At 63.6% G+C, this 16,157-nt stretch carries 14 protein-coding genes; 10 read left to right on the top strand and 4 right to left on the bottom strand.

Annotation, left to right across the window (positions count from 1 at the left end; translation table 11 throughout):
• Position 1 precedes the first annotated feature (1 nt).
• From CSQ85_RS05300 to CSQ85_RS05270, 7 genes are all read left to right on the top strand, one after another.
• Positions 2–1,018 (top strand): glutathione S-transferase C-terminal domain-containing protein, encoded by a 1,017-nt coding sequence (locus CSQ85_RS05300; protein ID WP_150383175.1) that lies wholly within the window; start codon positions 2–4, stop codon positions 1,016–1,018.
• Positions 1,019–1,284: 266 nt separating this feature from the next.
• A complete protein-coding gene (locus CSQ85_RS05295; RefSeq protein WP_150383174.1) occupies positions 1,285–2,166 on the top strand; it encodes a transporter substrate-binding domain-containing protein in 882 nt (293 codons plus the stop codon).
• A gap of 6 nt (positions 2,167–2,172) precedes the next feature.
• Positions 2,173–3,204, top strand: a complete 1,032-nt coding sequence (locus CSQ85_RS05290) for a glutathione S-transferase C-terminal domain-containing protein (RefSeq protein ID WP_150383173.1) — start codon at positions 2,173–2,175, stop codon at positions 3,202–3,204.
• Between the two features lie 78 nt (positions 3,205–3,282).
• Entirely contained in the window at positions 3,283–4,500 is a 1,218-nt protein-coding gene (locus CSQ85_RS05285; protein ID WP_150383172.1) for a cobalamin-independent methionine synthase II family protein, read from the top strand.
• Positions 4,501–4,558: 58 nt separating this feature from the next.
• On the top strand, positions 4,559–5,788 hold the full coding sequence (locus tag CSQ85_RS05280) for a glutathione S-transferase family protein (RefSeq protein WP_190972900.1): 1,230 nt from the start codon (positions 4,559–4,561) through the stop codon (positions 5,786–5,788).
• A 59-nt stretch (positions 5,789–5,847) separates the two neighbouring features.
• Positions 5,848–7,158: an amidohydrolase gene (locus CSQ85_RS05275; protein WP_223846854.1), complete on the top strand. Its 1,311-nt coding sequence runs from the start codon at positions 5,848–5,850 to the stop codon at positions 7,156–7,158.
• A gap of 198 nt (positions 7,159–7,356) precedes the next feature.
• On the top strand, positions 7,357–8,652 hold the full coding sequence (locus CSQ85_RS05270) for an O-acetylhomoserine aminocarboxypropyltransferase/cysteine synthase family protein (RefSeq protein WP_150383171.1): 1,296 nt from the start codon (positions 7,357–7,359) through the stop codon (positions 8,650–8,652).
• Positions 8,653–8,791: 139 nt separating this feature from the next.
• On the opposite strand, the gene CSQ85_RS05265 is transcribed toward CSQ85_RS05270, so the two are convergent.
• A complete protein-coding gene (locus tag CSQ85_RS05265) occupies positions 8,792–9,802 on the bottom strand; it encodes a D-2-hydroxyacid dehydrogenase (protein ID WP_150383170.1) in 1,011 nt (336 codons plus the stop codon).
• 35 nt (positions 9,803–9,837) lie between these two features.
• The gene (locus tag CSQ85_RS05260) at positions 9,838–10,779 is read right to left on the bottom strand and encodes an SPFH domain-containing protein (RefSeq protein WP_150383252.1); all 942 of its coding nucleotides are present in this window, start codon (positions 10,777–10,779) and stop codon (positions 9,838–9,840) included.
• Between the two features lie 437 nt (positions 10,780–11,216).
• Between CSQ85_RS05260 and CSQ85_RS05255 the strand changes: the two genes are divergently transcribed.
• The gene (locus CSQ85_RS05255) at positions 11,217–12,176 is read left to right on the top strand and encodes a hypothetical protein (protein WP_150383169.1); all 960 of its coding nucleotides are present in this window, start codon (positions 11,217–11,219) and stop codon (positions 12,174–12,176) included.
• Between the two features lie 312 nt (positions 12,177–12,488).
• On the opposite strand, the gene CSQ85_RS05250 is transcribed toward CSQ85_RS05255, so the two are convergent.
• Both CSQ85_RS05250 and murI read right to left on the bottom strand, forming a co-directional pair.
• Positions 12,489–13,343, bottom strand: a complete 855-nt coding sequence (locus tag CSQ85_RS05250) for a patatin-like phospholipase family protein (protein WP_190972899.1) — start codon at positions 13,341–13,343, stop codon at positions 12,489–12,491.
• Between the two features lie 119 nt (positions 13,344–13,462).
• Complete coding sequence (gene murI / locus CSQ85_RS05245; protein ID WP_150383168.1) at positions 13,463–14,257, bottom strand: glutamate racemase; 795 nt, start codon at positions 14,255–14,257, stop codon at positions 13,463–13,465.
• A gap of 140 nt (positions 14,258–14,397) precedes the next feature.
• Here murI and dapF point away from each other — a divergent pair, with 140 nt between their 5' ends.
• Both dapF and CSQ85_RS05235 read left to right on the top strand, forming a co-directional pair.
• A complete protein-coding gene (dapF, locus tag CSQ85_RS05240; RefSeq protein ID WP_150383167.1) occupies positions 14,398–15,297 on the top strand; it encodes a diaminopimelate epimerase in 900 nt (299 codons plus the stop codon).
• A gap of 85 nt (positions 15,298–15,382) precedes the next feature.
• Complete coding sequence (locus CSQ85_RS05235) at positions 15,383–16,093, top strand: vitamin K epoxide reductase family protein (RefSeq protein WP_150383166.1); 711 nt, start codon at positions 15,383–15,385, stop codon at positions 16,091–16,093.
• The last annotated feature ends 64 nt before the right edge of the window (positions 16,094–16,157 follow it).

Genomic DNA, 16,157 nt, shown 5'->3' with positions numbered 1-16,157 from the left:
GATGCCTGGCTTCAATGATCCCAACATCAAGCCCGAATGGCTGGCTGCGTCCGGCGTGGCCTCGCCTGTCGATTATGAGACGTACGGCACGATCTACTATCCGAAGAACGTGCCGCCGGCAAGCTCCATCGTGCATCGCGAAGCGACGCTGGAGGAGGCATACCCGATACATGGGCACATCGGCGATGCGGATCATCCGATCGAGGCCGATCGATACCACCTGTACATCTCGTGGGGTTGTCCGTATGCCCAGCGTTCCGCGATCACTCGCAAGTTGTTGGGATTGGAGGACATTGTCACTTTGTCGGTCGTTGATCCAAGGCGTGACGGCCGTGGATGGGCGTTCCGCGAAGTGAAAGACTCCACGCTGGATACAGCGGGCAATGGTTTTGCATTCCTACGTGAAGCGTATGACAAAACAGTCGGCGGCACGTACGAGCACCGCATCTCCGTACCGGTACTGTGGGATAAGAAGACGAAGACGATCGTTTCGAACTACTATCCGGTGATTCCGCGTGAACTCGCGAAACTGCGTGAGTTCGCAACGCATCCGGAGGTAAATCTTTACCCCTCGGAGTTACGGGAAGAGATCGATGAGGTGGAGCGCTGGATCGGCGAGGCCATCAATGGCGGTCCGTATGACGCAGGTTTCGCGCGTGCTCAGGCCGATTATGAGTTCGCCGAACAACGGTTTTTCAACGCGGTCGAACGGGTGGATAATCTTCTCGGGGAACATGAATTTCTGCTTGGGGATACGTTGACTGAGGCCGATATCAACCTATGGCCGTCGCTCTATCGGTGGTGGACCGTGTATGAAGTCCTGTTCCGATTGAATCGGCATAATCTGCTGCACTATCGGAACGTGACACGATTCGTCAGAGAGCTGTACCAGCTTGATGCTGTCCGTAGCACAACCAATTCCCGTCAGATCAAATGGTGCTACTTCAACACGATGAGACCCATTAATCCGAATGGCATTGTGCCGGAGGGGCCGGATCTCAGCTGGCTTGAGGTCTGAGCTGAACGCCTTTATATGGGGGGAATCTGAGGATGTCGTTTCCATGCCTCAGGTGCTGGGATCGGATCTCTTTCCATTGATTGGTTGAACTTATACCCCGCTATCAAAGCGCGAAACGACGTAGCGTTGATAGCGGGGTATAAGTAATCACGTTTGCGGAAGGGGTGTGGTGCGATTCCCGAGGGGTTATCGTCATACGCAACCGCGGTGGGAGGCACCGCGGACGTAATCGGGAAAATGAAACATTTTCGGGGAGAGACACGACTATGAGCATCAAATTGGTGAAGAAACTGATTGCACTGGCGGCTGTCGCCGCGATGGCGCTTCCGCTGGCCGCATGCGGTAACGCAAGCGCTGCGCAGGGATCCACCACGGCGAACGGCGATTCCGGCAACGTGCGCACGATCACCGCGGTGACCGGCGCTTCACCGGCCCCGTACATCTTCCGCGAGGGCGATCAGATCACCGGCCAGAACTACGAATTGGTGCAGGCCATCTTCAAGAAGCTTCCCCAGTACAACCTCAAGTGGCAGACCGCCGATTTCACGGCCTTGTTCCCCGGACTTGACTCCGGGCGTTACCAGATCGGCGTGAACAGCTTCGCCAAGAACGCGGAGCGCGAACAGAAGTACCTGTTCAGCGATCCGATCTACTCCGAGGAATATGTGGTCGAGGTGCCGAAGGACTCCGACATCAAGGCCGATGAGATCAAGACGCTCGGTGATCTTGCGGGTAAGACCGCATTGCTTGATCCTGGCACCGCCATGGCGACGGCAGTGGAGAACTGGAACAAGAAGAACCCTGATAAGAAGATCGTCACCAAGTACACCGGCACCGGGTCCGACATTTCCAGCAAGTTCCGTCAGGTGGAAGGCGGCCAGGCCGATTTCACCATCGACGATCTGCCGCTGTTCACCTACTACACGAAGAAGCAGAAGTTCAATCTCAAGGCCATTAAGGGCGGCGCTGAATTCAATGCGGCCATGGGACGTGATTCCTACTGCTATCTGATCTTCCCGAAGGGCGAGGAGCAGCTGGTCAAGGATGTGAACAAGGCTTTGGCGGAGGTCATCGCCGATGGCACCTCCAAGCAACTCAACGAGAAGTGGTTCGGCGCCGACCTGAGCGCGAATCTGAAGAAGGGGTGAGATTCGATGACGGACACCGGTGCCAATCGTTCCAACGATCCCAACATCAAGCCCGAATGGCTCGCCGCTCCCGGTGCGGCATCTCCGGTCGACTACGAGACGTACGGCACGATCTACTATCCGAAGAACGTGCCGCCCGCGAGCTCGCTGGTCCATCACGAGCCCACCCTCGAGGAGGCGTATCCGATCCACGGTCACATCGGCGATCCCGATCATCCCGTGGAAAAGGACCGATACCACCTGTACATCTCTTGGGCATGCCCGATCGCCCATCGTTCCGCGATCACCCGCAAACTGCTGGGATTGGAGGATGTCGTCACTCTGTCGGTCGTCGATCCGCTGCGTGACGGCCGCGGATGGGCGTTCCGCGAGGTCGACGGCGCCACGCTGGACACCGCGGGCAATGGCTTCGCGTTCCTGCGCGAGGCGTACGACCAAACGGTCGGCGGCACGTACGAGCATCGCATTTCGGTGCCTGTGCTTTGGGATAAGAAAACAAAGACGATCGTATCGAACTACTATCCGGTAATCCCACGTGAACTCGCGAAACTGCGCGAGTTCGCCGAACATCCGGAAGTTGATCTCTATCCGGAATCCCTGCGAAGCGACATCGACGAGACGGAGCGCTGGATCGGCGAGGCCATCAACGGCGGTCCGTATGATGCCGGTTTCGCCCGGACCCAGGCTGATTACGAGTTCGCGGAAAAGCGATTCTTCGACGCGATCGAGCGTGTGGACGGCATCCTGACCAAAAGCCGCTTCCTGTTCGGAGATGAACTGACCGAGGCAGACATCAACCTGTGGACGTCGCTCTACCGGTGGTGGACCGTCTACGAGGTGCACTTCAAGCTCAACCGCCACAACCTCCTGCACTATGCCAACGTGGCGAGGTTCGTCAAGGAGCTCTACCGGCTCGATGCGTTCCGCTCCACCACGAACACGGCGCACATCAAATGGCACTACTACAACACGCAACGCCCCGTCAATCCGAACGGCATCGTGCCTGAAGGCCCGAGCCTCGACTGGCTTGACGAGTGAGCGCGTGGCTGCGCCATACCCAGATTCAATCGGATATCAGACCAAACCAAACATCACACACACGAAGGAACCAACTCAATGAGCGTCAAGATCAAGACCACCCATTCTGGCAGCCTGCCCCGTGTCGAAGAGCTGACCGAGGCGAACGCCCGCAGAGCCAAGCTCTCGAAGGACGGCATCACCCCAGAGCAGACCGCCGAATACGACCAGATCATCGCTGAAAGCGTCCGCAAGGTCGTCGACCATCAGATCGAGGCCGGCATCGACATCGTCAACGATGGTGAATACGGCAAGTCAGTGGTCAGCAACATCGACGCTCACGCATGGTTCGGTTACATCGAACAGCGCGTCACCGGCTGGCAGGCGTTCGACCAGCCGCAGCCGCGTGACGAATGGGCTCCCTCCACGCGCAGCAAACTGAAACTCAGCGACTTCAGCGACCGTCGCGACCGCGTCATCTTCCGTGACGTATACACCGACCCCACCAGCGGCGTGCGCATCAATCACCAGACCAAGTTCCCGCGCGTCGTCGGACCGGTCAAGTACGTCGGCTACGACGACGTGAACCGCGACATCGCCAACCTCAAGGCTGCGCTCGCCGACCATCCGGGTGCGACCGGCTTCATCTCCTCACTGTCCCCGGGCAGTGCCTCGCGCATCGACAATGAATACTACAAGACAGATGAGGAGCATCTGTGGGCGTGGGCCGACGCGCTGCATGAGGAGTACAAGGCCATCGCCGACGCCGGCTTCATCCTGCAGATCGACGACCCGTCCCTCGCGGAGAACTGGGACCAGTTCAACCCCGAACCGAGCGTCAAGGACTATCAGGAGTTCACCGCCATCCGCATCGAGGCGCTCAACCACGCGCTGCGCGGCATCCCCGCCGAACAGGTTCGCCTGCATGTGTGCTGGGGATCATGGCACGGCCCGCACACCACGGACATCCCGTTGAAGGACATCGTCGGAGTGATCCTCAAGGCGAATGTGCATGCCTATCTGCTCGAAGGCGGCAATGCGCGCCACGAGCATGAATGGGCGGTCTGGCAGGATGTCGAACTGCCCGAGGACAAGATCCTCGTGCCGGGTGTCGTCAGCCATTCCACGAACGTCGTCGAACATCCCGAACTCGTCGCCCAGCGCATCGAACGTTATGCGCGACTTGTCGGTCCGGAGCGTGTCGTCGCCGGTACGGACTGCGGTCTCGGTGGCCGTGTCCATCCGCATATCGCATGGGCGAAGCTTGAAGCACTCGCTGAGGGTGCGCGCATCGCAAGCGAACGTCTCTCGAAGTAATTATCAGACGATACGCGCATCCGTAGTTGTGCGCATACGTAATCGAAGGAAACCACCTATGACACTTACCAACGCATCCATCAGCCTCAAGGCCTCCGACGTCGCCGCCGACGCGTGCGGCGTGCGTCCCGCGGGAACCGCGCCTGTCGCCGCATCCGCCGCCCCGGCCCCGACCCCGACGACCCAGCCTCGACCCGGCCACGACAAGTTCGACCGCCCGTTCGAGGAGACCACGGTCGAGCAGACGCCGGACGGCGCGTTCCGCCGCCAGCGCAACGCGTTCACCGTGCGATTCGGCGACCAGCCCGGTCAGGCGCCGGTCGAGGCGGGCCGATACCACGTCCTCGGCGCGCTCGGCTGCGGATGGAACCGTCGCCAGCGCATCGTCATCCGACTGCTCGGCCTGTGGGACGCGTTCACGCCGGAGATCGTCTACGGCCGTGACCAGGACGGCTGGAAGCTCACCAAGACGCCGGGCGGCGTCGCCGAACTGTTCGGCTACGACCGGCTCAACGACTTCTACCGCCGTACCGTGGGCGACCGTTTCACCGGCCGTGGCACGTCGCCGACCGTCATCGACCTGTCCAACGGCAAGGTCGTGACCAACAACTACCACATCCTGAGCAACGACCTCGAGACCGCGTGGGCGCCGTTCCACAAGCAGGGCGCGCCGGACCTGTACCCGCAGGAGCTGCGTCAGGAGATCGACCTGCTCAACCAGCAGCTGTTCGACGACGTCAACAACGGCACGTACAAGGTCAACTTCGCCACCACGCGCGGCGCCGCGCAGGCCGCCTACACGATCTTCAAGGCGCGTCTGGCCGACTACGACTTCCGTCTCGCCTCCCGTCGCTACCTGTTCGGCGCGAACTACACCGACTCCGACGTGCGACTCTTCCAGACCCTCGAATCGTTCGAACTCGGCTACCGTCCCGGTTTCATCCGCGCGCTCGGCACCGAGGACATCGTGCACGTGTGGGACTACCCGAACCTGTGGGCCTACGCGCGCGACCTGTTCCAGACCCCGGGATTCATCGACGAACCGGAGCTGTTCGAACTGGGATACACGCCCGACGAGGACGGCAACTACACGCGCGACCCGTTCACCCGCGATGAGGGCACCACGCCCCAGTCGGTCAAGGACGAACGCAAGGCGCTTTACGAGCGTTGGCTCGAACCCGCCGGCCGCGAGGATCTGACCGGCTCCCAGTTCTACTCCGGTCCCGGCGTCGGTGGCTCCTACGAGCTGTGGAAGTTCGGCGAATACTCCAACTACTACCGGGCCTGAGTTTTCGGCCATTAGATCATCAGGCCGTCAGACCACCAGACGAAAGGAACAGAGACGACGTGAACGCGCCGATCGCGACGAACGAACGTACTGATGCGACGGATTCGCAAGACGGGTTGACCGGGGTGACTGAGTTGACCGGGTTGACCGGGGTGACCACGCTGGACGCGCTGGATACCGCCCTGCAGGAGCACTACCGCTGGTTCCACCGCCATCCCGAACCCTCCTACGAGGAGTTCGAGACGACGGCACGGATCCGGCGGATCCTCGAATCGCACGGCATCGAGATCCTTGATTCCGGCCTCAAGACCGGACTCGTCGCGATCATCCGCGGACACGGACGTGGGGATGGGCACGGACGCGGGCGCGATGAAGACGGCGCCTCCAGCCCCGTCATCGCCCTGCGAGGTGACATCGACGGCCTGCCGATCACCGAGAACACGGGCCTTGCGTACGCCTCCGAAAACCCCGGCCTCATGCACGGCTGCGGCCACGACTTCAACCTGACCGTTGCGCTCGGCGCCGCCATCCTGCTCAAACGGCAAGCGGACAACGACAGCCTGAACGGCACGGTCAAGGTCATCTTCCAGCCCGCCGAAGAGGGGCGCGCCACCGCCACCCGGCCCACCGGCGCCGTGCAGGTCATCGACACCGGCGTCCTCGACGACGTGCAGGCGTTCTTCGGCACCCACGACGGCCCTGGCGAGGTCGGGTCGATCCGCATCCGCGAAGGCGGCGTCTCCGGCGCCGTCGACAAGTTCCAGGTCACCATCCACGGCAAAGGCTCGCACGCGGCCGAACCCGACGGGGGAGTCGACCCGATCCTCGTCCTGACCCACATCGTGCAGGGACTCCAGTCGATCGTCGGACGCAACATCGACCCGGCGCACCCGCGCGTGCTGTCCGTCACGCATATCGAGGCGGGCAGCTCATGGAACGTGATCCCGCAGGACGCCTTCTTCGAAGGCACCGTGCGCACCACCGAACCCGAGGATCGCGCGCTCGCCAAGGACCGGGCCATCGCCATCATCGAGAACACCGCCGCCGCGTACGGGGCGAGTGCCGACGTCGAATGGTTCTTCGGTTCGCCGTCGGTCGTCAACGACCCCGATTGGGCCGACTTCGGCCGTCGCGTCGCGCTCGACGAGGGACTCGCCGTCGCGGTCGACCGCCCGCAGCTGAGCGGCGAGGACTTCTCCTACTATCTCGACAAGGCGCCGGGACTGTTCGTCCACATCGGCGCCGGCGACACGGGCGCCGCCCACGGGCCGACCTTCCGACCCGACCCCGCCGGCATCATCAGCGGCGCGCGCTTCCTTGCGGCGATCGCCACGCGCGCGCTGGATGAATGGGATGCGGTCCGCCCGTAAGCGCCGAATCGTCCTGCGTCACCCCAGTATCATCCCCGCTGATACCGTGCGATAACCAACGTCTGTACCGCGTGGCCCGTGTTGTGTCATCCGCGTTCCTACACTTGGGAACATTGAATACGAGTGAGCCCTCGGGTGCGTCAACGCAATTGTGAACGCGCACAGGTGGGCGCAGAGACGGGAACGGACGAGGAGACCATGACTCAGGCTTTCGACACGACGGCGCTCCATGCGGGCTACGACTATCTGGAGAACGGCGACGCGGTGGTGCCGCCCATCTACGCGAGCGCCGCGTTCGACATGGAGAACGCCGTGCGTGGCGACGCGCTCGCCGCCGGCACCGCCGCGGGATTCTCCTACTCGCGTGTGGCCAACCCTACCGTGGACGCGCTGGAGAGGCGACTCGCCGCTCTGGAGGGCGGCGTCGGCGCGGTCGCGGTCGCCTCCGGCATGGCCGCCGTGTCGTTCGCGCTGCTGTGCGCCGCGGAGGGCGGCGGTCGCATCGTCTCGCCGTCGAACCTGTACGGCGCCTCGGTCGATGCGATGGAGAGCTTCTTCCCGCAGTTCGGCATCCACGCCGACTTCGTACACGACATCAACGATCTCGACGAGGTCGCCTCGAAGATCGGCCCGGACACGCGTGCGATCTTCGCCGAATCGGTCGCCAACCCGTCCACCGAGATCACCGATCTGGAGCCGTTGGCGGCGCTCGCGCACGAGCACGGCATCCCGCTCATCGTCGACAACACCGTGCCCACGCCGTATCTGCTGCGCCCGATCGAGTTCGGCGCCGACATCGTCGTCCACTCGACCACCAAGGGCATCACCGGCCACGGCAACTCGATCGGCGGCGTGGTCATCGACGCCGGCAACTTCGACTGGGCGAATGGGCGATTCCCGCAGTTCACCACGCCCGAGCTCGTCGTCTCCGACGAACGCGCGGGCGTCGAGCACAGCTTCGTCAGCCGGTACGGCAGGGAGGCGTTCATCCGACGCATCCGCATCAAGTACCTGCGCACGTTCGGCGCGGTGCCGAGCCCGTTCAACGCGTACCTGTCGCTGATCGGCCTCGAGACGCTCGCCGTGCGCGAGGAGCGCGAGGTGGCGACCGCCCGTCGCATCGCCGAGCATCTGACCCGCACGCCGCACGTCATCAAGGTCAACTACTCCGGACTCGGCAACACCCCGCAGTTCGACCTGTTGCCCAAGTACTTCCCGAAGGGCGTCGGGCAGATCCTGTCGTTCCTGGTCGACGGCGACGAGAGCAACGTGCGCCGCATCCTCGACGGCGTCAAGGTGTTCTCCTATGTGCCGAACATCGGCGACGCGCGATCGCTCATCGTCGATCCGGCGCGCATCACCCACCGCGAGGTGCCGGCCGAATACCGCATCGCCGCCGGCGTCACCGACAACCTCATCCGCCTGTCCATCGGCCTCGAGGACGCCGACGACCTGATCGCCGACCTCGATCAGGCGATCGCCGGCGCGTACTGAGGCGACTCGTCGAGAAAACCTGACGCTGGGGCTGACTCAGCGTCAGGTTTTCTCGAGCAATAGGCTGTTTTCGAGAGAACCTGACGCTGGCGTCGGCTCAGCGACGGTTTCTCTCGAAGACTCCGTCTTTTGCCGGCCGCTACCGCCGCACGTTGGTCAACGACTCGCCGGCGGCGTAGCGGCGCACGTTCTCCAGAGCGATCGCGACGATGCGGCGTTCGGTGGCCTCCAGATGGTTGCCGCCGGCCACATGCGGGGTGATGAGGCAGTGCGGTTCATCCCACAGCGGGCTGTCCTTCGGCAGCGGCTCGGGCTCGGTCACGTCGAGGCCGGCGCCGTGCAGCTGGTCCTCCGAAAGGGCGCGGGCAAGCGCGATCGGGTCGACGGCGGTGCCGCGGCCCGCGTTGAGCAGGATCGCCGTGGACTTCATCATCGTCAGGCGACGCCCGTCGATCAGGTGGAACGTGTCCGGCGCGGCGGGCACGACGAGCGCGATCACATCCGCGGTCGGCAGCAGCTCGTCGAGTTCGTCAAAACCGTGCATCTCATCGATGCCGTCCGCGGGCTTGGCGGGGTTGCGACGCACGCCGACCGTGTGCGCGCCCACGGCCTTGCATAGACCGGCGAAATGCGAGCCGATGTCGCCGGTGCCGACGACCAGCACGGTCGCGCCCTCGGGCGACAACGCACGTCCCAGATCATGCCAGCGATGCTCGCCCTGTTGACGCGCGTACATCGGCAGGTTCTTCATCAGCGACCACATCATCGCGAACAGGTGCTCGGAGACGGTCTGCCCGTAGGCTCCGGAGGCGTTGGTCACGCGGGTCGACTCCGGCAGGACGCCGGGCGCGACGTACTTGTCGACGCCGGCGCTCCACGTCTGCAGCCATGCGAGGTTCGGGTACTGCGCGCACTCGTCCGGCGCGATGTTGCCGATCACGGCGGTGGCGCGCGACCTGAGCTCGTCGGGGACCTGCGCCCGCCACACCATCGTGCCGCGTTCGGCGGGATTGCCGACGAACTCCTGCGGCACGTCGCCGGCCGCGGAAACAAAAGCCTGCCGCTCCTCATCGGTGAGCGGCAGGCAGTTGACGATCAGTTTGTTCGCGTTGTTCGCGGTGTTCGCGTTGCGTTCGTTGCTTTCGGTCATGACCCCCAGTGTAGGACGGTCATGGCCGATCGCGGTTACCTCGCGTGGGCGCCGGTCGTGGACGTGCCGGTCGCGGACGCGCCTGAACCGGGCTGCGTCTCGGCGGCGGTGAGCATGGCCTTGGTGACCTGCTCGTAGAGATCCTGATAGCCGCCGGGCGTGGAGGCCGGCAGCACCACGGTCTTCGCGTTCTTCGACTCGGACAGCGAGCGCATCACGTCGAGGTACTGGTTGAACAGCACGACGTTGTTGACGTCGTTGATGTTCATGCCCACGGCCTGCAGGCTCTTGATCTGGTCGACGATACCGTTGGCGATCTCGCGGCGGTAGTTGGCCTGGCCCTCACCCTGCAGCCTGGTCTTCTCGGCCTCGGCGGCGGCCTGCGTCTCGATCTGGATGCGCTGGGCCTCGGCGCGCTGGCGCGTGGCCTCCTTCTCGCGCTGGGCCGCGTTGATCGAGTCCATCGCGTTCTTGACCTGCGGGGACGGGTCGATCGCGGTGATCAGGGTCTTGACGACGGTGAAGCCGAAGCGGCTCATCTCGTTGCCGACGGTCTTCTGCACGTCGAAGGCGACGTCGTCCTTGCGGGCGAACGCGTCGTCCAGCGTCAGGGCCGGGATGGCGGAACGCAGTGCGTCCTCCATGTAGCTTCTGAGCTGGCCGGCCGGATCGCGCAGCTCGTAGTACGCGGTGGCCACGTTCTCCGGGTTGACGCGGAACTGGGTGGACGCGACGACGGTGACGAACACGTTGTCGAGCGTCTTGGTCTCCAGCTGCACGTTGAGTTGGTTGACGCGCATGTTCGTCTTCATCGCGATGCGGTCGACGAACGGGATGCGCATGTGGATGCCGGCGAACTGCACCGACTTGAACTTGCCGAACCGCTCGATGATGAACGCCTGCTGCTGCGGCACGATGAAGATCGCCGAGAACAACAGCGCGAGGAGGATCACGATGAGCACCACGAACAGCGTCATGGTCCCGAATACCTCACCGATCATTGTCTTTTCCCTTCCAACACGTCACGGCCGCCGTCGGCCATGACTGCTGATTCCATCGTATCAGCGTCGGAGGGGAATCGCGCGGCCGCCCGGTTACGAGTCACGGAACGGGGATTCTCGAGAGAAACCGTCGCTGAGTGGTGGTTGGCGTCAGGTTCTCTCGAAAACAGTCCATTGCTCGAGAAAACCCGTCGCTGAGCCGACGCCAGCGTCAGATTTTCTCGAAGTATGGGGCGATTCCGAGAGAACCCGTCGCTGAGCGCCAAAGACGATGATGGAGGATTCGAACGGTGACTGGATACCGGATACTGGACGGCGGCGGAATCTTTGTGGATGCCGGTTGGTCATCGGGGCTTCGTCCACATGCCCCATCGAGGTTGTCTATGTGGGAGCGATGGCGATAGCTTCGCCGTATGAAGACACACAAACGACTCGCCGCGATGTTGCGGGAGGCACAGCGGGAACGACGATGCGTCATCGGCGGTGACGAGGCCATTCAGCAGGCTTGTCGAAGGCGGCTTGCGGCTGGGGAACTGGTGTCGCCGTATCGCAACACCTATATCGACAGCGTGTACTGGAACGGTCTCAATGCCGAGGAACGCTCGCTGCATCTCATCGCGACGTTGGCCCGAATGCACCCTGATTGGGTGTTCGCGGGGCTGAGCGCCGCATGCCTATACGGTTTCGACCATGCGTATTCCTTGCATGACGGCACCGTTCATATCGCCTGCACCGGCGGGATCACAGGCAGGGACTGCGACAAGCTTCGACGCATCTATATGAACACCATTACGCGATGGAAGAGAGATGATCTGGGCGTCCTCATGACGTCACCGGCTCGGACATTGATCGATTGCGCGCCCTATCCCTTCGCCAACGCACTGGCCATATACGATTCGGCGCTGAGGACGGGGACGGTCACCATAGAGGAAGTGCGGACTTTGATGATCCGCATCGTCTGCGATGAGGAAGCCGTATCCAAACTGCTGCGGTGCGCGAACCCGCTCAGCGAGAACGGCGGCGAATCGATGACACGTGGCCGGATCCTCGAACGGAAGTTCGCCGAGCCGCAATTGCAGGTTGAGTTCGACAATCCGGATGCTCCATCGATGCCGTATCGCGTCGACTTCTGCTGGAGGCTCGCCGATGGCCGGATCATCGTCGCCGAGTATGACGGGATGGCGAAGTACGCGGACGCCAGCAACCCCGGACGCGCCAGTTTGCAGGCGAAACTTGAATATGAGCGAAGACGGGAGAAGCATCTGCGGGCTCAGGGCGTCACCGGTGTCGCCCATATCTTCTACGAGGATGTGATGTCGCCGTGGCGGCTTGAGGAGAAGCTGACCGCTGTCGGAGTACCGAAACTGGGATGAACCCGGCGAATCACGGCCGCGTCGGGGAGATCTCGAGAGAACCTGACGCTGAGTGATGGTCAGTGACGGTTTCTCTCGAAAACGGCCCATTGCTCGAGAGAACCCGTCGCTGAGTTGAGACCAGCGTCAGGTTTTCTCGAGATATGGGGTGATTTCGAGAGAACCTGACGCTGGGATCCGGACCGCGGCATAGGTGGCGGCATGAAGGACGTCACAGGGCGTCTTGGATTCTCTGGGCGGCTTGGATTTCTGGGCGTCTTGGATTCCCCAGGTGTCTTAGATTCCCCGGGTGTCTCGGATTCCCTGGGCCGCTCAGCTGTTGAGGAAGGCGGGGATGGTTGCGGCGGCGGCCGCGGCGTAGCCCTTGCGGTACATCATCTCGAGGCCCTCGAAGCTCTTCTTCAGCGTGTTGAGGCCGTAGAGGTCCTCGGGAGCGAGGATCAGGACGCGCCCCTCGGCCTCGTATCGCTTGGCCAGTTCGATCTCGTCGTTGTAGGTCTTGTAGCGCATGCGCAGCCGTTCGGCGGCCGCAGGATACGAGCGTTCCAGGATGCGGGCCGGCGCGAGGTCGTGGCGTTGCTGGCGCACCTCGTCGCGCAGGCGTGACAGGATCAGCACCACGCGATCGTAGCCGTCGTCCAAGGCCTTCTGCACCGGGACCGGATCGGCGATGCCGCCGTCGAAATAGGGCACGCCGTCCACCACGTACGGCTCGCACGCCACCGGCACGGCCGACGACGCCTTGACCACGTCGAAGTCGTCATAGTGGATGCGCGACTTGTCGAAGTACTTGGTCGAACCGTCCTCGGCATTGCAGGCGACGACCGTGAAACCGGTCGGGTTCGCCTCGAACGCCTCGAAATCGACCGGATACTCGCCGTCGTGGTTGCTCAGGGTGCCGTAGATGTAGTCGAGGTTCGCGAAGTTGTGGTTCCTGAAGAAGCTCTCCGCGCTCGCGTACTCCTTGCGGAAGGCGTACTTCGTGTAGAACGTGTGGTTGCGCCCGTGCTGGCGTGCGATGAACGACGTCATGTTCGCGGCGCCCGCCGAGATGCCGTAGCACATGTCGACGTCGATGCCCTCCTCGAGCATGTAGTCCATCACGCCGCAGCCGAAGATCGCGCGGAATCCGCCGCCCACGTCGATCAGCGCAGTCCTGTTCGCCATCGTTCCCTCCCTGAAGATCGTCCGGGACAATCGTCCGGAACCATCCGATCCGAATCCCGATCTGGAGCGAGCGTACGCCCCGATCCGGGACAATCGTGAGGGAATTGGGCAGGTCGCGATCAGGCGTCGAGCAGCGATTTCGACAGCGTCGCGATGCGCTGCGAGTGATCGGAGTTGGCGAGTTCGACCGAGCCGGCCTCGTCTTCCGGCGCGAGCTTGCCGAGCGATTCGAGCACCACGCCCAGATGCCGTATCGTGCCCTCGTTGCCGTCGATGATCGCGGCGCTGCTGGGCAGCAGCTCGCGGAAGTAGTCGCGGTAGAACACGAAGTGCGTGCAGCCGAGCACCACCGAGTCGATGCGGTCGAGATCGTACTTGTCGAAATAATGGTGCAGCGTGCCCATCACGAGGTCGTGGTCGCCGAGACGGCCGGATTCGACGATCTCCACCAGATCGGGGCACGGCTCCTTGAAGATCTCGTTGTCGGAGTCGAATCGGTCCATGAGCATGGCGAACTTGCGTTCGCGCAGCGTCAGCGGGGTGGCGGCGACGATCACGCGCTGCGGCGTGCGGTCCGGGTCGGATTCGACGCCGCCGCGGTCGCACGCGACCTTCAGCGCCGGTTCCATGCCGATGATCGGGATGTCGTAGGTGTCGCGCAGGTCGTTGACCGCGGCCGACGTGGCCGTGTTGCAGGCGATGACCACGGCCTTGACGCCTTCGCGCACGAAGCGCTCGACGATCGCGAAGCTCAGCTCGCGCACCCGCTCCGGGGTCTTCGTGCCGTATGGCGCGTTCGCCGAGTCGCCGAAGTACAGGACGTGTTCGTGCGGCATGTCACGCACCAGCTGCTTCGCCACGGAGATACCGCCCAAACCCGAGTCGAACACACCGATCGGAGCCGTCGAAGACATTCTGATTCCTCCCTGACGTCGCCTTGCCGTACGCGTCACAAGACTACTCACCGCCGTCGCGCACGCCAAGCCGGAAGCGAACCGACACCGAACCGACACCGTTTCCGGACTCGAACCGGCCGACGAGTATGCTGTGCCCCATGAGCATTCCGCAGCATGTCACCAAGGCGCACGCCACCGGCAACGATTTCGTCGTCTACCTCGATCCGGACGGCGCGTTCGAACCCACCGAGGACGAGGTGAGGTTCCTCGCCGACCGTCATTTCGGCATCGGCGGCGACGGTCTGATCCGTCTCGCCCACCCGCGCGACGTGTCCGACCTGAGCGACGCGCAGGTGGCCGACTGCGAGGCGCACGACACCGACTGGTTCATGGACTACCGCAACGCGGACGGTTCGCTCGCGGAGATGTGCGGCAACGGCACGCGCGCCATCACCCTGTTCGCGCAGCGCCACGGCCTGTTCGACGGCGGCGTGTTCCGTCTCGGCACGCGCGCCGGCGTCAAGACCCTGACCTCTCTGGGCGAGGTCGACGGGCTCGGCCGGGACGTGTTCCGCGTCGAGATGGGCGCGTGGAGGCGCGGCAAGCTCGACGCGTACGAGGTCACGATCCCCGGCACGGACGGTTCGGCGCGCGGCACGTTCGTCGACATGGGCAACCCGCATGTGGTCGCCGTCGTCGAGGACGCGTTCTCCAGCCTGCCCAACGTCGAGGCGCTCGATCTCGCCGTCAAGCCGGTCGTCGCCCCGGTCATCGAATCGGATCAGAACGTGGAGTTCGTGCGCGTCGACGAGATCGACCAGTCGACCGGCATCGGCGAGGCCACGATGCGTGTCAACGAGCGCGGCTGCGGCGAGACCCTGTCGTGCGGCACCGGCCTGTGCGCCACCGCGATCACGCTCAGGGCGAAGACCGGCGTCGACCATTGGATGATCACCGTGCGCGGCGGTACGCTGCGGGTTGACGTGACCGGCACGGACGTGACGCTCACCGGCTCGGCGACGCTGGTCGGCGACATCACGCTGCTGGGTCGTCGCTGACGGCGCGACACGACATCAGCGACATCGGCATCACGAATATCACGGATATAACGACGACGAATCGGATACGAAGAGGGGAGTACCGATGGCCGGACACAATACGAACAATACGACGGTCGACCAGACGATCGACGAACGGATCGACGAGACGGAAACGGGCGTGACAGGGGTGGATCCGAGTCCCACGGGCTTCCGCCACGGGGCGACATGGACGTATCTGATCACGCTCATCGCCTCCGCGGTGGCGCTGGTCGTCTCGTTCGTGCTCGCCGCGGAGACGCTCGAACTGGCGCGTCACCCCGGCCAGCAGCTGTCGTGCGACGTGAACTCCACGCTGTCCTGCTCGGCCGTCGCCCAGTCGTGGCAGGCGGAGATCGTCAAGTTCGGCGGATTGAGCTATCCGAACGCGTTCTTCGGCATCGCCGCGGAATCGGTGTTCGTCACGATCGCCGTGATCGGTCTCGCGCGGGTGAAGGTGCCGAAGTGGTTCGCCGCGTGCACCTGGTTCGGCGGGCTCGCGGCGATCCTGTACTCGTACTGGCTGACCACGCAGTCACTGTTCGTGATCCGCGCGCTGTGTCCGTGGTGCCTCGCGCTCATGTTCTCGACGACGATCCAGTTCATGGCCCTGTCGCACGCGACCGTCACGGTCCAGCGGCTGCCCGGCGCGGGCGGACGAACCCGCGGACTCGACACCTACTACCGTCTCAACTACGACCTGATGGTCGACGTGGTGTGGGTGGTCGCGATCGTCGCGCTGATCGTCGTCAAGGACGGCGCCGCGCTGTTCGCCTGATTCCGCCTGATTCCGCCCGACCCCGCGTCGTGCGCGTGCCCGCGTCGCCCGCGTGCGCGAGACG

The organism is Bifidobacterium rousetti, assembly GCF_008698235.1.
In the GTDB taxonomy this organism is placed as follows: Bacteria; Actinomycetota; Actinomycetes; order Actinomycetales; family Bifidobacteriaceae; genus Bifidobacterium; species Bifidobacterium rousetti.
The sequence above is the reverse complement of the archived record's forward strand: the minus strand, read 5'-3'. Positions and strand labels throughout refer to the sequence as shown.